15 protein-coding genes and 1 pseudogene are annotated in these 22,241 nt (G+C 61.3%); 2 read left to right on the top strand and 14 right to left on the bottom strand.

The window, feature by feature from the left end:
* Window positions 1-40: 40 nt before the first annotated feature.
* The 13 genes from FBY10_RS22290 to FBY10_RS22230 form a co-directional block, all read right to left on the bottom strand.
* A complete protein-coding gene (locus FBY10_RS22290; RefSeq protein WP_131696149.1) occupies window positions 41-310 on the bottom strand; it encodes a DUF2934 domain-containing protein in 270 nt (89 codons plus the stop codon).
* A 24-nt stretch (window positions 311-334) separates the two neighbouring features.
* Window positions 335-3,085, bottom strand: coding sequence for a malto-oligosyltrehalose synthase (locus FBY10_RS22285; protein WP_145337751.1), 2,751 nt, complete (start codon window positions 3,083-3,085; stop codon window positions 335-337).
* Window positions 3,082-5,166, bottom strand: coding sequence for a 4-alpha-glucanotransferase (gene malQ / locus FBY10_RS22280; protein WP_145337752.1), 2,085 nt, complete (start codon window positions 5,164-5,166; stop codon window positions 3,082-3,084). The genes FBY10_RS22285 and malQ overlap by 4 nt, the downstream gene beginning before the upstream one ends.
* A complete protein-coding gene (gene treZ, locus FBY10_RS22275) occupies window positions 5,163-6,908 on the bottom strand; it encodes a malto-oligosyltrehalose trehalohydrolase (protein ID WP_145337753.1) in 1,746 nt (581 codons plus the stop codon). The genes malQ and treZ overlap by 4 nt, the downstream gene beginning before the upstream one ends.
* Window positions 6,909-6,927: 19 nt before the next feature.
* Window positions 6,928-8,484, bottom strand: a complete 1,557-nt coding sequence (gene glgA, locus FBY10_RS22270; protein ID WP_131696153.1) for a glycogen synthase GlgA — start codon at window positions 8,482-8,484, stop codon at window positions 6,928-6,930.
* Between the two features lie 492 nt (window positions 8,485-8,976).
* Window positions 8,977-9,930 (bottom strand): D-2-hydroxyacid dehydrogenase family protein, encoded by a 954-nt coding sequence (locus FBY10_RS22265; RefSeq protein ID WP_145337754.1) that lies wholly within the window; start codon window positions 9,928-9,930, stop codon window positions 8,977-8,979.
* A 25-nt stretch (window positions 9,931-9,955) separates the two neighbouring features.
* Window positions 9,956-10,957, bottom strand: coding sequence for an alpha/beta fold hydrolase (locus FBY10_RS22260; protein ID WP_145337755.1), 1,002 nt, complete (start codon window positions 10,955-10,957; stop codon window positions 9,956-9,958).
* A 44-nt stretch (window positions 10,958-11,001) separates the two neighbouring features.
* Entirely contained in the window at window positions 11,002-11,445 is a 444-nt protein-coding gene (locus FBY10_RS22255; protein WP_145337756.1) for a YqaA family protein, read from the bottom strand.
* Window positions 11,446-11,448: 3 nt separating this feature from the next.
* Window positions 11,449-11,895: a DUF411 domain-containing protein gene (locus tag FBY10_RS22250; RefSeq protein WP_145337757.1), complete on the bottom strand. Its 447-nt coding sequence runs from the start codon at window positions 11,893-11,895 to the stop codon at window positions 11,449-11,451.
* Between the two features lie 81 nt (window positions 11,896-11,976).
* Window positions 11,977-12,435: an SRPBCC family protein gene (locus FBY10_RS22245; RefSeq protein WP_131696158.1), complete on the bottom strand. Its 459-nt coding sequence runs from the start codon at window positions 12,433-12,435 to the stop codon at window positions 11,977-11,979.
* Window positions 12,436-12,525: 90 nt separating this feature from the next.
* A complete protein-coding gene (locus FBY10_RS22240; RefSeq protein ID WP_131696159.1) occupies window positions 12,526-14,520 on the bottom strand; it encodes a methyl-accepting chemotaxis protein in 1,995 nt (664 codons plus the stop codon).
* Between the two features lie 169 nt (window positions 14,521-14,689).
* Window positions 14,690-16,294 carry a M91 family zinc metallopeptidase gene (locus tag FBY10_RS32035; RefSeq protein ID WP_306100635.1) on the bottom strand — a complete coding sequence of 535 codons (1,605 nt, stop codon included), beginning with the start codon at window positions 16,292-16,294 and terminating at the stop codon, window positions 14,690-14,692.
* Between the two features lie 166 nt (window positions 16,295-16,460).
* A complete protein-coding gene (locus FBY10_RS22230; RefSeq protein WP_145337758.1) occupies window positions 16,461-17,456 on the bottom strand; it encodes an aldo/keto reductase in 996 nt (331 codons plus the stop codon).
* A gap of 118 nt (window positions 17,457-17,574) precedes the next feature.
* On the opposite strand from FBY10_RS22230, the gene FBY10_RS22225 reads away from it, so the two are divergent.
* Window positions 17,575-18,486, top strand: coding sequence for a LysR family transcriptional regulator (locus FBY10_RS22225; protein ID WP_145337759.1), 912 nt, complete (start codon window positions 17,575-17,577; stop codon window positions 18,484-18,486).
* 2 nt (window positions 18,487-18,488) lie between these two features.
* Window positions 18,489-18,581, top strand: a pseudogene (locus FBY10_RS22220) (ABC transporter permease); the annotation flags it as partial.
* 32 nt (window positions 18,582-18,613) lie between these two features.
* Here the strand turns inward: FBY10_RS22220 and FBY10_RS22215 are convergent.
* Window positions 18,614-22,135 carry a hypothetical protein gene (locus FBY10_RS22215; protein ID WP_145337760.1) on the bottom strand — a complete coding sequence of 1,174 codons (3,522 nt, stop codon included), beginning with the start codon at window positions 22,133-22,135 and terminating at the stop codon, window positions 18,614-18,616.
* Window positions 22,136-22,241: the final 106 nt, after the last annotated feature.

The raw sequence follows: 22,241 nt of genomic DNA, 5'->3' as shown, positions 1-22,241 counted from the left end.
TGCCGACAGCGCCGGCAAAAGGTTCGTGGCGCCGTGCGCGTTAAGCCTTGGGCTTTTTCGGCGCTGGCGGCTTCTTGGCCGCCGGGGGCGCCGGTTTGCTCGCGGTGGGCGCAGGTGGCTTGGCCTTTGCCGCAGGCTTGGGGGCGGTCTTGGGCTTGGCGGCGGGCTTGGGTTTGCTCGGCGTCAGTGCTTCGGCTTCGGCCAGCTTGCGCGCCATCTCCCAGTGGCGCGCGTCTTCCCCGTGGGGTTTGCCTTCAGACTCCCAGATCTGATGCGCCAGTTCGCGTATGCGTTTGTCTTCAGTACTCATCACAATGCTCCTCACAGAAAATTTTCAGCTTTCTTGATCATCAGAATTGATAAAGACATTGACCGGGAAATCCCCCAGGGCAGTGCTGATCAACAGCTCCTTGTCTGGTGTGACTGCGCCTGTATGAAAAAGTCCCTTCCAGTTTTGCGTTGGCATGGCGAACGGTAATTTCACCCGGGTATCGCCCCAAACCTGCGCATTGATCTGGGGATGCACACCGTTTTCAAGCAGGTCATGGGACCAACGTGGCACCACCACCAGCAGGCGTTTGCCTTGGTGTTCGCGGCAGAACGCGACCACGCGTTCGGCGTGTCGGCCGACGACTTCCAGTGCTGTATAGCGGCCGTTGCGGAACACGTCCGGATGGGCCTTGCGCAAGGCCAGTACGTGGGCAATCAATGTTTGCTTGATACGCCCGTCACGCCAGTTGAACAACAGTTCGCCGATGTCCGGCGGGGTAGTGAGTGCCTGTTGCCGCGCGGTGAAATCCACCGGACGACGGTTGTCCGGGTCCACCAGGCTGAAGTCCCAGAACTCATCGCCCTGGTACAGGTCCGGCACACCCGGCACGGTAATGCGAAGCAAGGTTTGCGCCAGTCCGTTGACCGCGCCGGCGGGGGCGATGGCCTGGGCGGCGCTGCCGATTGCGCTGCGCAGCGGCTGACCTTCATCACTGAGCAGCAGACGTGTGAGAAAGGCTTCGACCCCCTGTTCATAGGCCTCGTTGGGCGCGCTCCAACTGCTCTGCAACTTGGCTTCGCGCAGGGCTTTTTGTTGCCACTGCCACAGGCGCTGGTGATAGCTCTCGAAGTCTTCGGCCTGGTCCAGCGGCCAACTGCCCAGCAGCACCTGATACAGGATCAGCTCATCGCCGGCCGACGGTGTGGTCGCGTCGTCGCGCAACGGTGCTGCCAGGGTGCGCCAATGCTCCACTTGCTCGACGTACCACGGCGCGCACTCGCTGAGCACGGCCAGGCGCGCCCGGGTGTCTTCGCCACGCTTGTGGTCATGGGTGGCGGTGGCCAGCAGGTTGTCGGGGAAGGCCTGCAAACGCTGTTGGTTGATGGCATGAAACTCGGCCAACGGCGCGCTGAACTGCTCGGTACTGAAGCCCACATCGTTGCGCGACAGCAGCACGGCCGAGCGGTAGAACGCGGTGTCTTCCACGGCCTTGGCGGCAGCCGGCGAGGTCAGTTGCTGGAAGCGCACACAGGCATGCTTAAGGATCTTGCGCTCACGGCCCACCGGGCGATTGCGCCAGGGTTGGCCGCCGAGCCATTTTTCCAGGTGTTCGAGCACCGGCCAGTCGCCCTCGCCAAGTGTCGTACGGGCGCCGTCCAGGGCCTGCTGGAACACTTTGTCGTCGTCGGCGCTACGGCCGCGGGCGCTGATATAGGTGCGGTACACCGGGAAATGCACGATCAGCTCCTGCAACGCGCGACGGATCGCGCCGAGGGTCAGGTCGCGGGTCATCACATCGTCGCGGGCCACTTGCAACAGGGCCTGGGCCACGCTTTCAAAGTCGCCGCCGAGGGAGCCGTTGAGGATTTGCTGGCGGGCCAGCCGCGCCTCTTCGATAAACGCCGAGGGCCGTTCGCTGTGCCGCGTCCATAAGTCCGCCAGCGGCGCAAAGCCCTCGGGATGGTGTTGCAGCAGCGACAACTGGTTCATGAATTCGTAGCCGGTGGTGCCGTCCACTTGCCAGTCTTCGCGCAGGGTTTCGCCCTCGCCGAGGATTTTTTCCACGAAGATCGGCAAGTGCCGCTCGGGCGACAGCGAATCCACCCGACGCCGCAGCTTGCGGCAGTAACCGCGCGGATCGGCCAGGCCGTCGATATGGTCGATGCGCAGGCCATCCACCAAGCCTTCGCTGATCAGTTCGAAGATCTTGCCGTGGGTGGCTTCGAACACAGCGGTGCGCTCCACGCGCAACCCGCCGAGTTCGTTGACGTCGAAGAAGCGCCGCCAGTTGATGTCGTCTGCCGCCGTGCGCCAGCTGGCCAGGCGATAGGCCTGTTGCTCGAGCAGGTGGTGCAGACGGTTGAAGCCCTCCGGCGTGCGTCCGTCGAACTCGGTCAGCCGCTGTTCGATAGTCTCCAGGACTTCTGTGGCGCGTTCGGCCAATACCTGCTTGAGCCAGGCGGCTTCGGCGTAGGCATCATCCTGATAGGCCAGGGCGCTGAAGCGGTCGGCCAGAGGTTTGAGCCGCTCGTCGGCACCGAGGATGGCCGCGTAATCCCGTGGGCAGATAGGGAAGCGGTGTTCGTAGTGCTCAACGTAAAACACGCCGTGGGCTGCATCGAAATGCAGCGTCAGCGTACCGCTCTGCAAAGCTCCGCCGTAGTCGCTGCCGAGGAAGGGCATGAGCAATTGGCCCTTGAGCAGCGGGTCGGGCGAATGCCATTGGATGTCGAAGAATTCGCTGTAGGGGCTCAAGCGGCCCCATTCCAACAGGTCCAGCCACCAAGGGTTGTCGGCGCCGCCCACAGCCATATGGTTGGACACGATATCGAGGATCAGCCCCATATCGTGCTCGCGCAGGGCTGCGACCAGACGGCGCAAGGCCGGTTCGCCGCCCAGCTCCGGGTTAACGCTGGTGGGGTCGACCACATCGTAGCCATGCATGGAGCCGGCGCGGGCGCTCAACAATGGCGAGGCATACAGGTGGCTGATGCCCAATTGGGCGAAATACGGCACCAGGGGTACCGCGTCATCCAGGGTAAAACCTTTGTGAAATTGCAGGCGCTGGGTAGCGCGCAGGGGGAGGGCTTTCATCGGTCTCGCTCATAGGCTTGGTTGCGCGCGACGGCCAGCAGTTCGAGGCGGCGCGCGGCACCGGCGTTGTCGAGGAGGCTGGAAGCCTCGCCCGGTAAACGACGGCGCCAATTAGGGTGGGTGTCGGTGGTGCCGGGCAGGTTGGCTTGTTCTTCGAGGCCCAGGGCGTCTTCCAGCGGCAACAGCACCAGCGGCGCACGGGTGTGGCCGAGGTAGCGCACGCTGGCGTCGATCATGTGGTCGGTTTCGTTGCGGATCTCATCGACGAAGTTCTGCGGGTCCTGGCTCAAGGCCTGGCGCAGCGCCTGGCGTTCACGCAGGCGGTGTTCGCTCCATTGCTCCACGGTGGGCGCATCGATCAGGCCCAGCTGGACGTTCCAGTCGATATCACGGCTGTGCCACCAACCGTTGAGGGTCGGCAAATCGTGGGTGCTGGTGGTGGCCAGGGCGTTATCCGGCCAGTCCAGGATCGGGTTGAACTGGCCATCGTGGCCCTGTTCGAACAACAGCACGCGCATGCCGAGGATCGAGCGGGCGATGAGTTTTTCGCGCAGCCCATCGGGCACCGTGCCGAGGTCTTCACCGAGCACAATGGCCTGGTGGCGGTGGGATTCCAGCGCCAGCAGGCGCAACAGGTCGTCTACCGGGTAATACAGGTAAGCGCCTTCACGCGGCGAGGCGTCCATAGGGATCACCCACAGGCGTTGCAGGCCCATTACATGGTCGATGCGCAAGCCGCCGGCATGGGCGAAGTTGGCCCGCAGCATCTCGATAAACGCGCGGAAGCCGTTGCGCTTGAGACCCTCGGGCGAGAACGCGGAAATGCCCCAGCCCTGGCCGGCGCGGTTAAGGATGTCGGGTGGCGCGCCCACGGTCAGGTCGGCCAGCAACTCATCCTGGCGGCTCCAGGCCTGGCTGCCACCGCCGTCGGCGCCGACGGCCAGGTCAGCGATCAAGCCGACCCCCATGCCGCTGCCTTTGGCGGCTTGTTGGGCGCGCTCCAGGCAACGGGCGATCAGCCATTGGCCGAAGGCGTAGAAGCCGATCTCGGCGTGATGCTCTTCGGCGAACGCAACCAGCGCAGGGCTCTGCGGCGAACGCCACTCTTCGGGCCAGTGGCGCCAGTCAAGGTCCTCGCCTGCAGCGGCGCGCACAGCCTGCACGGCTTCGAAGCGGCAATGGTTTTCCAGGGCCTCGCCACCGGCCTGGCGAAAGCTCAGAAAGTCGGCGTGCTGCGGGTGATGGCCGTGACGGAAGTCTTCATACAGCGCGCGTAGCAGGCGCTGTTTGGCCTGGGCGGCGACAGGCCAGTCGATCAGGGTGTGCTGTTCCAGCGCGTGCAACTCTTCTTCCAGGCCAATGGCTTCAATCGCATTGCGCACCTCGCGTTCACCCAGAATACAGGCGGGCGAGGCATACAGGCTGTTGAGGAACAGGCGGCTGGACGGCGAGTAAGGGCTGTAGCGTTCGGTGTCGGCACTGAACATCGCGTGCATCGGGCTGATCGCGAGGGCATCGGCGCCGCGTTCGGCGGCGGAGCGGGCCAGGTGTTCCAGGGCCAGGGTGTCGCCGAAACCGCCATCGCCCAAGCGGCGCAGTGAATACAGCTGGGCGCTCAGGCCCCAGGCGCGGGCGGGCCGGGTGTCCACCGCTTCGGCCACGCTGTAGCAATGGGTGGGCGCGACGGCCAAGGTGAAGCTTTGGTCGTCGATATGCACCTGGTGGTAGCCCAGGGCGATAACGCCGGGCAATACGGAGTCGCCGTCGAGGCGCAGCTCCAGGGTCTCGCCGCCTTCGAGGTTGACCCGGCACAGGGTGTCAGGTTCGAAGTAGCGAGCCAGGTCGAGGCCTTCACCGCTGTCGACGGTCATCAGGGGCGGCAGGTGCTTGTCTTGTTGCACGCGCTCCAGTTCAAGCAGGCTGGCGTTGATGTCGGCATCGCTGTCGGCCGGGTGGCCCAGGCCTTTGAGAACCGCGCGCAGGGCGTCGGGTGTCACTCGTTGCGGGCGGCCGTTTGCATCGATCCAATCGACGGCCAGGCCCGCGCGGCTGGCGAGGATTTCCAGGTTCGCTTCGCTCAAGGGTGCTCTCCAACAGGGGATAAAGTGACGCGGGCGCTGAAGGGCGGCAGTTGCGCACCTTGCAGGGCCGGCGTTTCAAACAGGACCGGCGCGGTGGCCGGGTGATCCAGTGGCGTGGCGCTCAGGTTCAGGTCGATCTGCAGCAGGCTGCCGTTACCCAGGCGCCAGCGCGCACTGACGGCCGCGTAGGCAAGCACCTGCGCGCCCAATGCCTCGGCGCCCGGCAGGTGCGGCACGATATGCCGATGGCGCAGGCTGAGCAGTTGGCGATAGAGCTGAGCGTGTTCGTTGCCGGCGATCACTGGGGCCGATTGCTCGAATGTCGACAGCGCGTTGGGGTCGGGGATGCGTTCACGTCGCTCGGGATCGTGGAACGCTGCGAAGTCGGCAAACTCATTGCGCCGGCCTTCACGGACCGCTTCGGCCAGTTCACCGTGGTGGTCGGTAAAAAACAGGAACGGCTCGCTGGCGTTCGCCTCATCCCCCATGAACATCAGCGGAATCATCGGCGACAACAGCAGCAGGGCGGTTGCAGCCTTGAGCGCCTGGGGCGAGCAAAGCTGGTGCAGGCGTTCGCCCAGGGCGCGGTTGCCGATCTGGTCGTGGTTCTGCAGGAAGGACACAAAGGCCGTGGGCCGCAGTTCACTGCTCGGCTCGCCACGTTCATGACCATGGCGGGTGGTGTGGCCCTGATAGATAAACCCTTCGCCCAGGCAGCGGGCGAGTTTGGTCGTGGGGTCCTGGGCAAAGTCGCTGTAATAGGCATCGGTTTCGCCGGTCAACAACACGTGCAGCACGTTATGGAAGTCATCATTCCATTGCGCGTCGAAATCCTCCTTGAGCAGGCTGGCCTGGTTCAGCTCGTTTTCCAGCACCAGCCACACATGACGACCGGTATCCACCTGCTGGCGTACCCGATGCGCGAGTTCCTGGAGGAAACCGGGGTTGTCGATAGCGTGCACCGCGTCCAGGCGCAGGCCGTCGAAGCGGTACTCGAGCAGCCACATCAGTGCGTTGTCGAGGAAGAAATTCCGCACTTCACGACGCTCGAAGTCGATACCGGCCCCCCACGGCGTGTGCACGTCTTCCTGGAAGAAGCCCTTGGCGTATTGGCCCAGGTAATTGCCGTCAGGGCCGAAGTGGTTGTAAACCACGTCGAGGATCACGGCGAGGCCGTGCTCGTGGGCGCTGTCGATCAGGTGTTTAAGTTGCTCGGGCGAGCCGTAGGAGGAGTGTGGTGCGTAGGGCAGCACGCCGTCATAACCCCAGTTGCGCTCACCGGGAAATTGCGCCAGCGGCATCAATTCAAGCGCGGTGACGCCCAGCTCGGCCAGGCGTGGCAGGTGCTTTTCGACTTCGGCGTAGCCGCCCATCGCGCCTACGTGCAATTCGTAGATCACCGCTTCGTGCCAGGGACGGCCTTGCCAATTGGCGTGGCGCCATGGGTAGGCGAGCGGGTCGACTACCAGGCTCCAACCATGCACGTCCGAGGCCTGGGCCCGGGACGCGGGGTCGGGAACATCCATTTCCCCATCAATGTTGTAGCGGTAGCGCGTGCCCGCCGGGCACTTTACTTCAGTCTCGAACCAGCCATCTGCCTGGGGCAGCATGGCGATGGATTTACCGTTTTCCAATTCAACGCTGACATAAAACGCGTCTGGCGCCCACAAGGCAAAACGCGTGTGTTGCGCGTCCAGCATGAATGCGCCGTGGGGCCAGGTTTCCAAAGTCCGTAACGGCATCTATGAAGACCTCCCTTGATTATTTAGTCGATTTCCCCAAGGCCTTGGCCACCAGTTGTTCATACAGCTCGGCGTACGGTTCCACCGCCTGGCACCAGTTGAAGGGTTGGGTCATGGCGCGGCTGCGCATGGCGTTGAGCAGGCCTTTATTGGCGAATACCCGGAACGCGCGGCTCAGGGCTTCTTCGTAGCTTTCTACGGTGGACTCATTGAACAGGAAGCCGGTGACGCCATTCTCGATGGTGTCCGCCAGCCCGCCGGTATTACGTGCCACCGGCAGCGAGCCGAAGCGCTGGGCATACATCTGGCTCAGGCCGCAGGGCTCGTAGCGCGAAGGCATCAGCAGAAAGTCACTGCCGGCGAACATGCGCCGCGCATCGGTCTCGTTGAAGCCGATGCGTACACCGACCTGGCCTGGGAAGCGCAGCGCCAGTTCACGCATGGCCTGTTCTTCTTCCGGCTCGCCGCGCCCGATAATGGCGATCTGGCCGCCGTTTTCGACGATAAAGCTGGCTACTGCTTCGGTGAGGTCCAGGCCCTTCTGGTAAACCAGGCGCGAGACCACCGCGAACAGCGGGCCGGTGGAAGCATGCAGGCCGAACAGTTCGCGCACGTGGTCGGCATTGACGGCCTTGCCTTCCCAGTCACCGATATTGAAGTTATGGGTCAGGTGCGTGTCGGTGGAGGTTTCCCAGCTTTCATCGATGCCGTTGGGGATGCCACTGAGCAGGCCTTGCTGGGTCTTGGCGGCGAGGAAACCGTCGAGACCACAGCCGAATTCCGGCGTGGTGATTTCCTGGGCGTAGGTCGCGCTCACGGTGGTGATGTGGCTGGAATACGCCATGCCCGCCTTGAGGAACGACATCTTGCCGTAGAACTCCATGCCTTCCTGCTGCAGGGCGTGCGGCGGAATGCCCAGCTCCGGTGTAGAGGCCAGGCTGACCACGCCCTGATAGGCGAGGTTATGAATGGTGAACAGGGTCGGTGTGCGTGACCCACGCCAGTGCATATAGGCGGGTGCCAGGCCAGCGGGCCAGTCATGGGCGTGCACCAGGTCCGGGCACCAGTGGATCTGGGCGAGGTTGGCGGCCATGTCGGCAGCGGCCAGGCCCAGGCGGGCGAAGCGGATATGGTTGTCGGGCCAGTCGCGACCATTGTTGGCGCCGTACGGCGTGCCTTCGCGCTCGTAGAGCTCGGGGCAGATCAGCACATAGATGACCAGGCCGTCCTTGAGGTCCATGCGCCCGATCTTGCACGGCGGCAACGCGGCGTGGCCACCCAGCTCACCGATGATATGGATCGGGTTGTCGCTTTCCATCACCTGCGGATAACCGGGGATCAGGACGCGAACATCGTGCAAATGAGCCATGGCGCGCGGCAGGGCCGCGGACACGTCGCCCAGGCCACCGGTTTTCACCAGGTCGGCGAACTCGGAGGTGACGAACAATACCTTCTTTCGATTGGGATTATTACTCACGATCGGCCGCACAGTGTTGGGCAGGTCGGCCAGTGACGTTGGCCCCTCTGCCGCCTTACTAAAACGCTCTCCCTGAGTATCTACAGCGGCACTGATCATAGTTCTCTCCCAATGTTGGTTGGCTAATGGCCCGCTGCCACTAGCTCCGAAGACCGCATCCTGCGGCCAGGCGCACAAGCGCTATACAAACTGGCAAGGCTTATGCCAGTTGCACGGTCGGCTTAAATAGATTGGATAGACGGGCATCGGGCTGTGAACCGTATACGCTCGCCTTACCTTAAAACTGGACCTACGGCAGAGTTCGAAAGTTTCGATTTTTTGCGGGGTTTTTGTTTTGGAACGGACCCATCGGTCATCAGTCTAGGACAGATCCCAGAGCCTGTAGGGTTTATGTGGGAATTTTGTAGGACAAAAACTTGTAACGATATGCGAAGTTGTACGCTACGAGATTTTTGTGGGGGCGGGGGGCCTGTGGCGAGGGAGCTTGCTCCCGCTGGAATGCGAGGCGCTCCCTGGATTTCAGGGCCGCTTCGCGCCCCAACGGGAGCAAGCTCCCTCTCCACAGTAGCGCAGCCGCCCTGTAATGGTGCGTCAGCCGAGCACGCGAATGGGCGCGCCATTGGTCCAGGCCTGGATGTCTTCAATCATCTGCTGATAGAACTGCCGGTAGTTCTGCTCGCTTACATAGCCCACATGCGGAGTGGCGAGTACGTTGGGCAAGTGGCGGAACGGGTGATCGACCGGCAACGGCTCTTCGGCGTACACATCCAGTGCCGCGCCTGCCAGGCGACCAGCGGTCAATGCCTGCACCAGCGCCTGCTCATCAACAATCGGCCCGCGCGCGGTATTCACCAACCGGGCCGTCGGTTTCATCCAGCTCAATGCCTCGGCGTCGACCAGGCCACGGCTGCGGTCGCTGAGCACCAAATGAATCGTGAGAATGTCGGCCTGCTCAAACAGCTCGCGCTTGCTGACCCAGGTCACCCCGGCTTGCGCCGCGCGCTCCGGCGTGAGGTTTTCGCTCCAGGCCAGCACCCGCATACCGAATACCTGGGCGAACTGCGCGACCTTCTGGCCAATGCTGCCCAGCCCGAGAATGCCCAGGGTCTTGCCGTACAGGTCGCCTCCCAGGCCCACCTGCCAGCCACCCGCGCGCAGTGAGCTGGCTTCGGCCAGCAGATTGCGCGTAGACGCCATGATCAGCGCCCAGGTCAGCTCCGGCGCCGCTTGCTTATAGCTGTCGGTGCCGCACACCTGGATGCCCAGGGCCTTGGCGGCGGCAAGGTCTATGGCGGCATTGCGCATGCCGCCGGTGACCAGCAACTTGAGGTTGGGCAGACCCTGCAACAGGGCTCTGTCGAAGGTCGAGCGTTCACGCATGACGCAAATAACCGCGAACCCCTTCAAACGCTCAATCATCGTGGCGGTATCTGCCGGGTAATCGTGCAGGAAATGCACCTGCCCCACGGCCTCCAGCACCGACCAATCCACCACGCCGCTGGCCACATTCTGCCAATCATCAATGACTGCGATCTGTACCGACATGCTCGCGTGCCTCGAAAAAGTTGGATTAAAGGGCGTTCAACCCCTGCAACAGCGCCTGGTGAAACTTCGCGGGCTCTTCCATCTGCGGTGCATGGCCCAGGCCTGGAAACTCCACCAGTGTGGCGTGGGGAATCAGTTTGGCCACTTGCTTGCCCAATACCGCGTAGTTGCCGATCCTGGCCTTGACCGCCGGCGGCGCAATGTCTTTGCCGATGGCGGTGGTGTCGGCGGTACCGATGAGCAGCAGGGTGGGCATCTGCAGGTTCTTGAACTCGTAGTACACCGGCTGGGTGAAGATCATGTCGTAAATCAACGCCGAGTTCCATGCGACCAGCGTGTGCCCGGGGCCATTGCTCAGGCCCGCATACATGTCTACCCAACGCTCGTACTCAGGCTTCCAGCGCCCGACGTAATACGTGTTGAGCTGGTACTTGCGAATCCCCTCGGCGCTGACTTTTTGCTCCCGCGCATACCATTGGTCGACGCTGAGCGAGGGCACGCCCAAGGCTTTCCAGTCTTCCAGGCCAATGGGATTGACCAGCCCGAGCTGTTCGGTCTGCTCGGGGTACATCAGCGCGTAACGGGTGGCGAGCATGCCGCCGGTGGAATGGCCGAGCAGCGTGGCCTTCTGAATACCGAGTTTTTCCAGCAGTTGGTGGGTGTTGAGGGCCAACTGCTGGAAGCTGTACTGGTAGTGGTCGGGCTTGCTGGAACTGCAGAAGCCGATCTGGTCCGGTGCAATCACCCGGTAACCGGCGTCGCTCAAGGCCTTGATCGTGCTTTCCCAGGTGGCGCCGCAAAAGTTCTTGCCATGCATCAGCACTACGCTGCGACCGTTGGGTTGCCCCTTGGCCGGCACGTCCATGTAGCCCATTTGCAGGGATTTACCCTGGGATTGGAATTGGAAATGTTCGAGGGGATAGGGGTATTGGAAGCCTTGCAGCTCAGGGCCATAGCTGGCGGCGAACGCCGGGGCGATGCTGGCCGTCAGCAGGCCGGCGATGCAAAAAGCACGGGATAGAGGCATGGGCGGGGCTCCGAGTAGGGTGCTCGGATGCTGTTTGCGGGGGATTAACGGGGGATTAACACCCACTGCAAGGTGATAGCGGCGAGTACCGCGTATCGCAGGCCCTTGGCCAGGGTCACCAGCAGCAGGAACCGCCACAACGGCTCACGCATCACCCCGGCCACCAACGTCAGCGGGTCGCCTATGACAGGCACCCAACTGAGCAGCAGCGTCCAGTGCCCCCAGCGTTGGTAATGGAGGCGGGCTTTTTCCAACTGCTTGTCGCTGACCGGAAACCAGCGGCGCTGCTTGAAGTGCTCCACCCAGCGTCCCAGCCACCAATTGACCAGCGAGCCGAGGACATTGCCCAAGGTGGCAATCCCCAGAAGTAACCACAGGCTGTAATGCCCGCTGATCAACAGGCCGACCAGCACCGCCTCCGATTGCAGCGGCAGTAACGTCGCCGCGCCGAATGCGGCGAGAAACAGCCCCAGGTAACCCACCGGCACCGATCAGTGCGCCGGGTAGTCCGCCACCACCACATCCTGACCGTCGCGGGTCAGGCCGATGACTTGATACGCCTCGGCATGACCCTCCATTTCCATGCCGGGCGAACCCATGGGCATGCCCGGTGCGGCGATTCCCAGCAGGTCGTCGCGCTTGCGCAAGGCCAATACCTGCTCGGCGGGCACATGGCCTTCGACGAACTTGCCGTCGATCACGGCGGTATGGCACGAGCCCAGGCGCGGGGCCACGCCGAGGCGTCGTTTGACGGCGCTCATGTCGGCTTCGACATGGTCGTTGACCTTGAAGCCGTTGCTTTCCAGATGGCTGATCCACTTTTTGCAGCAGCCGCAATTGGCGTCGCGGTGCACATCGATGGGGATCAGGTCGGCGGCCTGGGCCAAGGTGGTGGTGAGCAGCGCTGAAAGCAGGGCCAATCGCAAGGGGGTTTTCATCGAGGTCTCGTCCAATACCGGGCAGTAGGCGGGGCATTCTCCCTGCTTTTTCGCAGAGGGCGTCGCGGTAATGTTTCAAAATTATACAGAGTGCGAGTTTTCCATCCGCTGCTTGAGACGGTCCAGTGCAATCGCCGACAGCTCGATCATCCGTTCATGGAGGCTGGCCAACTGCAATTCGGTTTCATAGGTCAGCACGCGCTTGAACAGGGTGCCGTCGCGAAAGGCCTGCAAAAAGTAGTGAATCGAGCCGTCGACCGCCAGTGAGGTGAACACCGTCTTGAACTCGTCGGGACGCCGGGCGATCTGCACGCGGTAGCTCATGGGCACGCGTACGCCCAGCAAGTCGATCATTTCGGTAAAGCGTGCACCGGCGTGGAGTGGGCCGGTGGTGCCGGTGTCGGCACCGAGGGAAGTGGGGTGCCATTCGTGCCAGCGATCCGGTTGGGTCACATAGTCGTAAACGGCATCGATAGGGGCCTGGATAAAACGTTCCTGACTGATCCGCTCCAATCGGACCGACTGCTCGGCAGCGCGCATGGCACACCTCCTGTGTGGCGGGGCTGAACACTTGGAACTGTCAGAATAGTCCCACTCCCGCACATTGCACGGGAGTGTTTCAGCCATTTATCAGCGCACCTTGAAACGGCTCATCAATGCAATCACCCGGCCATTGGCGTCCAGCAGGCTTTGCGTATTGGTTTCCGTGGCATGCCCGCTTTGCACCAGCTCTTCGACCATATGTCGGATATGCACCATGCTGCGGTTGATCTCTTCGGTCACCGCACTTTGCTGCTCGGCAGCGGTGGCGATCTGGGTGCTGAGGTTATTGATATGGCTGACCGAACCGGCCATCTCGTCGAGGCCGCTGTTCACCCGCGCCGTGGCATCCGCCGCCGACTGGCAGCTGGCCTGGGTGTTTTCCATGGCCGCTACCGACGAACTCACACCGGTGGTCAGGCGCGCGAGCATCTCATTGATCTGCGAGGTGCTGGCCTGGGTACGCGCCGCCAGTGCGCGGACTTCGTCTGCCACCACCGCAAAACCACGACCTTGCTCGCCAGCCCGCGCGGCTTCAATCGCGGCGTTGAGGGCCAGCAGGTTGGTCTGGCCGGCAATCGCGCCGATCACGCCGAGGGTTTCGGTGATGCGCGCTGCGTCCTGGCGCATGTTCTCGACGGTGTGGGTGGCACTGGCGACTTCGCCGATCAGCGCGCTGACACTGGTGGACGCTTCACCCACCACCACGCGGGAGCGGTCGGCATGTTCGTTGGCGCGTTGGGTGAACGAGGCGGTTTCCGCTGCGTTTTGCGCCACGGTGTCGGCGGTGGAGCTCATTTCGGTGATCGCGGTGACGGTCTGGTCGGTCTCCGAGGCGTGGCGCACCAGGATGCTGTTGGTGTGCGCCGAGGTGTGCTGCAATTGCTCAAGGCCCGATGACATGGCCCCGGTGGCCTGGGTCACTTCGCCGATCATGTCTTGCAGGTAGACGATAAAGCGGTTCACCGAATGGCCGATGGCGCCCAGTTCGTCTTCGGCGCGGATGGTGATGCGCCGCGTCAGGTCGGCATCGCCGGTGGACAGCGCGTCGATGTTGGTCTTCAGGGTTTTCATGCGCTGCACCAGTTGGCGGATCGCATACACCGCCAGCAGCACCAGCAGCAACACCATGGGAATCTGCAGCAGGGCCAGGCTGCCGAGCACGTCATCGCGCTGGGCGGTGATCAGCGAGGTGGGCAGGGCGGTCGCTAGGAACCACGGTGTGCCTTCGATGGGGCGCATGTAGAAGGTGCTGGCCACGCCCTGGTTGTCGAACTCGCTGCGCTGCAAGGCCTGGTCGCGATGGGCGAGGGCTTTGCTGACCTGGGTGGCAAAGGCTGAGGTTCCGGTCAACTCACTGATGTTCTTCAGGACCACGGGGCTGCTCAGGCGTGTGCTGTTGCTGATGATCTTGCCGTCGCCTTCGACGATCAGCATCTGCCCGCCGATGTCCTTTTCCTTGCTCGCAACCAGTTCGTTGAAGAAGCCCAGGGTCACGTCGATGGTGGCCACGCCGTACGCCGCGCCGTCACGCTGGATCGCCATGGCGCAGTTGGTGCGTGGCTCCTGGCTGGCGTCGTCCTTGTAGGCCGCGGCCCAGGCACATTGGCCGCGTGGCGAAGCGAGGCCGCCCTTGTACCAGCTCTGGTCGTAATAGTTGGGGGCGGGGTCGCTGTTCCAGAACGTGTTCACTGCCAGCTTGCCCGCCGCATCACGGTGCCAGAAGGTGCTGTGTTTATTGCGCCCCGGCGTGCGCTGGTTGGGCAGCGGCCAGATACCCCCACCGAAGACCTTCAGCTCACCATATTGGTCGACCAGGCCGGGCAGGACCTTGTCGATGGCATCGCTGTCGAGCAGCGGGATGGTTTGGGTGATGGTGCGTTGCTGGGACTGAACCTTGTTCAGTTCGCCCTGGATCTGTTCGGCCACCTCACTGATGCGGTTGAGCACCACCTGTTCTTCGGTATGGCGCAGCGTGGGCGCGACCAACTGGCCGATACCGACGACGGTCAACACGAATAGCACCAGGACGAACAGCACCAGAAACAGGGTATAGCGAGCTTGGATGGAGCGCAGTGGGGGCATGGGGGTCGTCCTTACGAAGCGTTTATTATCGACGCGGCTTTTTGGAGCTTCGTAGGGCTATCGGCTTGGCGAGGAAGAGCTTTAGGTATCCTGGTGCGAAGTTCAAGAACGGCTATACAGCGAGGTTGACGGCTTTCCTCGCTATATAGGCTGATCTATAAGCGTTCTACTAGGTACCGTCGCCTTGTTCGCTGGTCTCAAGAGTGACAAAACGCCTCAATGGCTTGCCCATCTCTTCGCTCAAGGCGTTCTCGGTGAACGGTTTCGGATTGATTGTGCCCGGTGCTGTCGAGGGGTCGTTATCGAAGTCGAAGGGGTCGGCGTCGTTAGGTAAACCAACAACTTGGCGCTCAAAATTGTTGACCTGCAACTCTTTGCCAGGGTGCAGATGCTCGGTGGTTACACCATCCAGGAAGGTTCCGGTAGCGCCGTTGTACGCGTGGCCAATCTCATGGAAGAGTTGGGTTACGGGAACCCACGTGTGTTTACCGTCAGCGCGCTCCCTGGTGGCCGCCGGGTCATAAGTGATCGTGGCGAGATCAGCCCGCGCATCACCTGCAACGCCATTCTCGATGAAGTAACTCGCGGGAACCCCAGTGTCTTCTGGCACGTCATCCACTGTCGAGCTTGCTTCTTCAACATATGATTCTTCGTGCTCTTGCGAGGCGTCAAACAGGTAGGAAGTATTGGCATTACCCTCTTGCCGAACAGTGACCTTCCCACCATTCGTCACTGCGAGTTCATCCATTTTGGTGAGGGCCTGTTGGCCGATGGGTGAGCTGCGTAGAAATTCGAAATCGTCGGCAACGCGTTGTCTGAATGCCTGCTGCTGCTCCTCAGAGGCACCTGTTACTCCTTCTGCCGTAAACCCCTGCTCGCCGACATTGCTCGGTTTCACCTCGGTAAAGGCAGAGCCTGTCGTACGGTCAAACCGATCGTTGGCGCTGGCGTAAATACGGTCGTGCCGCTGGTTATTCCAGATCTCGTTATTGCCTTTGCCGGTGTAAAACGTGGTGCGACCGAAGTGGTTGCCGATCAACACGTCATTCTGATTGCCGCCATGTGCAACGGTATGTCCACTGCCTGAGACCAGTACGTCGCCGTCATCCCCGCCGTCCAGATAACTCTGTTTATGAGTAGGGCCAAAGCCCGCGAGAAGCAAGTCACTGCCTTTATTTCCGTACATGACAGTATTGCCGCTGCCACCGATAAGCGTGTCGTTGCCGTCGTTGCCCTCGGCATAACCGAGGCCGCTGCCCAGGCGCAAGGTATCGTTGCCAAGCCCGCCGTAGAGCCTGCTGCGGCCACCTCCCGCCTGGATGAAGTCATGGCCATCACCGCCTTCAACGGTCACACGAAGCTTGACGTCATCGTCGATGATGACTGTGTCGTCACCGCCAGTGGTGTCGATCCACAGTTCTTGATTGCGGTCTCTTTCTTCTTTGATATCAATTACGTGGGGCTTGCCGTTGATCAGTATTTGCAGCTTGTCGCCCGGCCAACTGCGCACATGGAGATGGTCAGCGCGGTCACCGGTTTCCACTTGCAGATAATTATTCAGGATCTCCGGTTTTGCGGGGTCACTTGGGTCCCAGTCGACGATCCTGCTGATTTTGATGTCACCTTCGGCGAACAGCAGGTGCGTCCTGCGGTTAATGATGCCTGGCGTCAGGTCGGTCGGGGGCGTGTAGGGCGAGGCGTCTGTCTTATCGAGAGGCGTGGGTAGCTGGGCGTTTAGTTGGGAGGTCAAGGAGTGCGCAAGCGCAGATAACATGGGCATGTCCTTTTGGGTCGACGCGTAATAGAAGCCTGACTTCGCATCAGGGTTGCTATTACGTGGAGTTCCGACCGCAAACGTTCCAGGCGCTCGGGGCAGATTTAGTGCACCAGGTTTCGTCGTTGGGGCACCGCAATCCAGGTGCCCCCTGTGAGCTTGGCCGTCAGATATCCAGCATGGCCATCACGTCTGCGGGATAGCGCAGGCCGGCGGTTGCCTCTGCGGGAAAGATCGCATTGAGTGCCGCCCGCTCGGTCGAGCTGAGGTCGAGCGATACGGCCGCGACGTTCTCCTCCAGGTACTTGCGTTGCTTGGTGCCGGGGATCGGAATGATGAAGTCGCCTTGTGCCAATACCCACGCCAATGCCAGTTGCCCGGCGGTTACGCCTTTGTCTGCCGCGAGGGTTTGAACCTGCTTCACCAACGCCAGGTTCTTCGCGAAATTTTCGCCCTGGAAGCGCGGGTTGGTGCGGCGGTAGTCATCGGCATCGAAGTCATCCGGGCTTTTCAGGGCGCCGGTCAGGAATCCTCGGCCCAGTGGGCTGTAAGGCACAAACGCAATCCCCAGGCGTTGGCAGGCCGCGAGGCAGCCGTTGCTTTCCTGGTCGCGGCTCCACAGGGAATATTCGCTCTGCAGGGCGCTGATCGGGTGCACGTTATGGGCGCGTTCCAGCGTGGCGGCGGATGCCTCGCTCAGCCCCAGGTAACGCACCTTGCCTTGCTGCACCAGTTCGGCCATGGCACCGACGGTTTCTTCGATGGCCACCTGTGGGTCGATACGGTGCTGGTAGTAGAGATCCAGGGTGTCCACCCCCAGGCGCTGCAAGGTGCCGTTGATGGCATCGCGAATGTACTCGGGGCGCCCGTTTACCCCACGCAACGCCGGGTTGGTTGGGTCACGCACGATGCCGAACTTGCTCGCCAGGAACACCTGGTCACGTTTACCGGCAATGGCTTTGCCGATCAGTTGCTCATTGGTATGGGGGCCGTACATATCGGCGGTATCGAGAAAGTTGACGCCCAACTCCAAGGCGCGATGCAGGGTGGCGGTGGCCTCCGTGGTGTCGGTGCCGGGGGTGTAGAAGTCGGTCATGCCCATGCAGCCGAGGCCGATGGCAAAGACCCGTGGGCCGTTTTTTCCGAGTGGACGAGTGTGCATGGGTTCAGCTCCTGAGTGGGGAAGGGCTCCATTGTTACTCTCGACAAAATTGGGATAAACCGGCTAAAAGCACTATCACTATTCGTAATATCTAAATAATCCGCGTAAGGAGTCGCCCGTGGACCGTTTCAACGCGATGCGCGTATTTACCCGAATTGTTGAACTGGGCGGGTTTGCCAAGGCCGCCGACAGCCTGCAACTGCCGCGCGCTTCGGTGACTATCCTGATCAAGCAATTGGAAGCGCACCTGGGCGTGCAGTTGCTGCAACGCACCACGCGCCAGGTCAGCCCGACCCTGGATGGCGCCGCGTATTACCAGCGCTGCGTACAGTTGCTCACCGACCTGGAAGAAACCGAGGCGGTGTTCTCCACTCGCCGCCAGAACCCGCGCGGCACCTTGAGTGTGGACATGCCTTCGGGCATCGGGCGCTTGATTGTGATTCCCGCGTTGCCGGCGTTCACCGCGCGCTATCCGCAGATCGAATTGGACATAGGCCTGAACGACCGCCCGGTGGACCTGATCCGCGAAGGTGTCGATTGTGTGCTGCGTGGCGGCCTGGCCCTGGATGAGTCGCTGGTAGCCAGGCCTTTGGCAATGATGGACCAGTTGACCTTGGCGAGCCCCGGGTATCTGGAGCGCATGAGCGTACCCGCGTCCCTTGAGGATCTGGCCAATCACCAGATGGTCGAGTATGTCTCCACGGCCAGCGGCAAGCGGTTCGGCCTGGAGTTTCTGGTCGACAACGCCGTGCGCCCGATCCATTTGCCCAAGCGCGTGGCGGTCAACAGCTCCGACGGCTATTTCGCCGCGTGCGAAGCCGGCTACGGCCTGATTCAGGCGCCGCACTATCACGCGATGCGGCAACTGGCCCAAGGCAGCCTGGTGCCCGTGCTGGCGCAATTGCCGGTGCCGAAAATGGCACTGACGGCGCTGTATCCGCCGCATCGCCAGTTGTCGCAGCGGGTGAGGGTGTTTGTGGATTGGCTGGTTGAGCTGTGCAGCCAGCCAGGCACCGGTTTGCAACGCTAGGCCTGGGCCACGTGCTGACCGGCGTGCGGCTGGCCATCGGGATGTTGTCGGGCGTGCTGGTGCCATGCGAAATGCTCGGGGCCATTGGGGGTCTGGCCCTGGGCTATGGTTTTCGCGTGGGGGAAAGCTACTGCGTCCGGTATATCTGTAGATCCCCCGGAACGCCTCCAGCATTTACCGGTTTGGCAGGGTCTGTCGCATGGTTCCTCAGCCTCATGCCCGTAGGGGCTGAGTATTTTGGATGGGTGTAGACACCAACGCCGATGCCACCAGTCAACTCAGCCAGGCCGGGGACGCCTTCGGAGGTATTCATGTGTGAATGCCCCACCAACGCCGCCCATTTTTCAGTGCCGGAATTTGCCTGGATGGTTTCTGCGGCATAGTAGTTGAACTCTCTGAGTCGTTTTTCAGAGCCGGCGCCTGTGGTGGTTGGCACGCGCGCGTCGTGAAGGTCCTTATGCCGTGTGAGGTAATAGTGGTCGAGCGGCAAGACTTCTATGCCGTTGTCACTGAGCTTTTTTTTCAGCTCTTCAAAGGTCGGGTTAGTGCGAGGGGTTTTGGTTTGCCCGATGATGCCAATGCCGTCATCCACAAGCCCGTGGGGCATATCGATCAAGCCTTCGAAATAGAATTTTTTGACGCCTTGGGTTTTTAACGTTTCGACGTTTTCGAAAATTGTCCGGAAACTCGCCATCTGTTTATGGCTTTCCCCAAACACCACGCCGTCCGAGGCTTTATAGGCCTCTTCAATCAGCTCGGGTACAGACACCTCTTTCGGCATCGGTGGCAGGGTTGGGCGTGCCGGAAGCCCCGAATGCTTCAGCGCATCGTAGTAATCGTCCATTTCCTGTTTGAATTTGTTCATCGTTGCCAGCTTGGTATCCGGTTTGAAATGGTCCGCCTCCAGTTTCCCCCGCATGCTTTCGACATAGTCGCCCTCGGGCAATGGTTTTCGAACACGTAGCGACCGACCGCTGCTGTCAATGGGGTTGAATCTCTGCCCATGACGCTGCCTGGGTGAGTGCGTCAATGGCGACCTGGGTGACAGTGTGTCAAGCGGGTTGAAATCGTTCAGGGGCGTCCCGTAGGGTTTCATCTTGGCCGCGTCGTAGGCATACCGTTGTCCATTAGAGAGGATCGTGTCTGCCTCATAGGTCTGGTCCGCGATCTTGAACGTGCCGCGTGTGATGGGCCCATGCTCGCGGCTGACAGCCTGGATTAACGTGCCACTGGTGGCCTTGATCTTGTCCACGCCCTTGCCGATCATCTTGACGCTACCCTCGATGAGATTGCCCACCCCACTGACAGGATTGAGTTCGCCGATAAGGGTAGTGCCGAGGATTTTGGCGATCTTGAGGGCCTTGGTCGTCGCGCTGACCGCCTTGGCGCCGACTTTGGCCACTTTCGCTGCCGTGCCCACACCGGCAGTGACAAAGCCGAAGATATCCATGCCCAGGTCGACGGCGCCATCCAGGTAGTTGCCCTCGACAAAGTTCTGGATCGCCGATTTGAACGGAATCAGGTCAAGGAAGAAATTGGCGAGTTTCGACTGGGTTTCCATTTGCCGGTCGAAGGTGGTCGCTCCCTTGGCCTCCTTGATCACATCTTCGTTATCGATATCCAAGTGTTGGATAAACACGTCAGTGAGGGCCTGCGTCCGGGTACTGGAGAAACTGTTGGGAACGGGCAGTGGGTTTTGGGCTTTCTGGCTGTGTTCAAACACCGTTTCAGCCATACCTTTGGGGGGGAACGCCTCTATGGGGTAGACCCGGTTGGCGTTGCGCTCGCGCTCTTGGGTCAATACGGTGTCGGGAACGGGTTTAACAGTGCCTTGCTTTAAATCCACTTCATAAACCGTTTGGCTATTCACCCCCGTGGACTTGATCAATAACCTGTGATTTTTTTCCGTCAGGGTTCGGTCGGTAAAGCCCATACCCAGGGTGTAGGTATGGTTTTGATAGAACTCAAGTTTCCCATATTCCAGATTCTCCCGGTCTTTGAGCGGAAGCTGACTGATCATTTGCTTGACGGCCGTGGCGATGCCTTTTTTCCGAGTGCTCATGGCCTGGGTGAGTTCTGCGTCGAACACTTGGTTTACGTCGAATTGCAGGGACTTGCCTCGTGTGGCATCGATGATCCGATCGTCTGTGGATTCCCACTCATACTGATGCAGCCCGCTCATCGCGATATCCAGCAACGAGTGTGGGCCGGCGGGCGCCCGATTGGGGTCATAGAGCGGTTGGACGTAGGGCTGTGTGGTGCTCTTTACGGTCAGGAGTTTCTCTTCAAAAGGCACGTTCTCGCCAAACCTTTCTTTCAGCTTGGCCAGGGCGATTTCCCTGCGACTGGGGATTTTGGCTTCGATTTGGTCGCTGGCATTTACCCGCGCATCGGCCTGCAGGTTGAAGGCGCCTCTGACCTTTTCAATGTCGCTGGTGTTGTACCGAGCGGCTTCATCTTCAGAGAGCACGCCGTTGACGACGCCCCAGGTCCGCAGCGCGGCGGTCTGTGCCTGCTGGGTCACGTCCAGGTCTTGCAGGCCGGCATTTTCGGCTTCCAGCATGACTTGGGCAAAGGTCATATTGGGGACTTTACCCGGTGTCTGGGCTTCTATCGTTGCCGCTGCGATGGACAGGCTGACCCAGGCTGGACTTCCATAGGTCACGTTGGCAGGGATGTCTTTGATCAGCAGTTCGGGGGCTTTCCTCGCCAGTAACAGGTAAGCGCCGACCTTGGCCATTCCAGGCGTGGTGTGGCCTTCGTTATCCAAATGCGCGCTGAGGTTGCCCAACAGCGCTGAAGCGGGTTTGCCCCAGTGATCTCGCTGTGCCAGATCGAAGCCGGCAACCTTGTTCGGCTGGGTCTCGGCAATGGATGACGGATCCAGCAGCAGATGCATGGCGGCCAACAGGTAGTCGTTCACGCTGGAGTCGGTGGCAATACCGTTCAACTGAGCCTGCAAGAATTTGCCCAACGCTTGCGCGCGGGGCGTGCCTAGGAGCGTTTCCAGCGCCTTGGCCGGATCTTTCATGGCCTCGGCGGAAAGTGGCTGGTTGCTGTTCAAGTACTCCAGCACACTCGGGCTTACCCCCATCCGTGGTGGGTTCGAATGCTGGGTCGCATAGCGCCGGGCGGCGTCCACCAGCGAACGTTGCCCAGCGGCCCCCAACGGTAGTGGCCAGGACAGCGCGCCGCCAAAATTGCCCAGAGGGTGTTCCTGGGCTCTGTTGAGCACCGCGTCCGCCAGGGCGGTCAGGGCAAAGTGGCTGGTGGGTACGCTCAAGCCGGACGACCTGATGTAAGCCTCAAGCGTGACGGTGGCACCGGCTTCGGACGAGGAGGACTCGGGATGAATATCGATGGTCGTCGTTTTCAGCGCGCCCAGGATGGCCTGGGGCGTTGCGTTCGCGCCCAGGCGTTTGGCGGTTTCGTTGAGTGTTTGCCCCAGGGTCCGCAGGTTGTGCTTGTCTGCCTGCGCCTGCTCCAAACCGGCATTGGCAACACGCTTGTGGCGGTGTAAATGCAGGGGCGTGGCGGGTTGTGGGGCGGTGGACGACTGGTCGGGCGCTGGCTGGCTTTGGCTATCATTTTGGGGGCAGGGCAGAAAAGAGTGAGGCGGGTGGATGGATACGGAAGAGGGTGTCTGCATGGGTGGGTACCTTTTTTGACATATCAACAAAGGCGCCTGTTATTAGGAGGTTCCCTGTTCCCCAGACGCCCCTTTTGGGTGCGGAAAACACCCGCCGGGGTTCCTT

Origin of the sequence: Pseudomonas sp. SJZ103 (assembly GCF_007828335.1) — a bacterium.
Taxonomy (GTDB): domain Bacteria; phylum Pseudomonadota; class Gammaproteobacteria; order Pseudomonadales; family Pseudomonadaceae; genus Aquipseudomonas.
Note: the sequence above shows the minus strand (reverse complement) of the source record. Positions and strands in the feature narration are given on the sequence as shown.

What these genes read in the sequence shown, in the direction of transcription:
- FBY10_RS22285 (WP_145337751.1), bottom strand. Translation starts at nt 3,085, where the DNA reads ATGAAAGCCCTCCCCCTGCGCGCTACCCAGCGCCTGCAATTTCACAAA.
- glgA (WP_131696153.1), bottom strand. Translation starts at nt 8,484, where the DNA reads ATGATCAGTGCCGCTGTAGATACTCAGGGAGAGCGTTTTAGTAAGGCG.
- FBY10_RS22260 (WP_145337755.1), bottom strand. Translation starts at nt 10,957, where the DNA reads ATGCCTCTATCCCGTGCTTTTTGCATCGCCGGCCTGCTGACGGCCAGC.
- FBY10_RS22215 (WP_145337760.1), bottom strand. Translation starts at nt 22,135, where the DNA reads ATGCAGACACCCTCTTCCGTATCCATCCACCCGCCTCACTCTTTTCTG.
- FBY10_RS22240 (WP_131696159.1), bottom strand. Translation starts at nt 14,520, where the DNA reads ATGCCCCCACTGCGCTCCATCCAAGCTCGCTATACCCTGTTTCTGGTG.
- FBY10_RS22230 (WP_145337758.1), bottom strand. Translation starts at nt 17,456, where the DNA reads ATGCACACTCGTCCACTCGGAAAAAACGGCCCACGGGTCTTTGCCATC.
- FBY10_RS22245 (WP_131696158.1), bottom strand. Translation starts at nt 12,435, where the DNA reads ATGCGCGCTGCCGAGCAGTCGGTCCGATTGGAGCGGATCAGTCAGGAA.
- FBY10_RS22290 (WP_131696149.1), bottom strand. Translation starts at nt 310, where the DNA reads ATGAGTACTGAAGACAAACGCATACGCGAACTGGCGCATCAGATCTGG.
- FBY10_RS22265 (WP_145337754.1), bottom strand. Translation starts at nt 9,930, where the DNA reads ATGTCGGTACAGATCGCAGTCATTGATGATTGGCAGAATGTGGCCAGC.
- treZ (WP_145337753.1), bottom strand. Translation starts at nt 6,908, where the DNA reads ATGCCGTTACGGACTTTGGAAACCTGGCCCCACGGCGCATTCATGCTG.
- FBY10_RS22250 (WP_145337757.1), bottom strand. Translation starts at nt 11,895, where the DNA reads ATGAAAACCCCCTTGCGATTGGCCCTGCTTTCAGCGCTGCTCACCACC.
- FBY10_RS32035 (WP_306100635.1), bottom strand. Translation starts at nt 16,294, where the DNA reads ATGTTATCTGCGCTTGCGCACTCCTTGACCTCCCAACTAAACGCCCAG.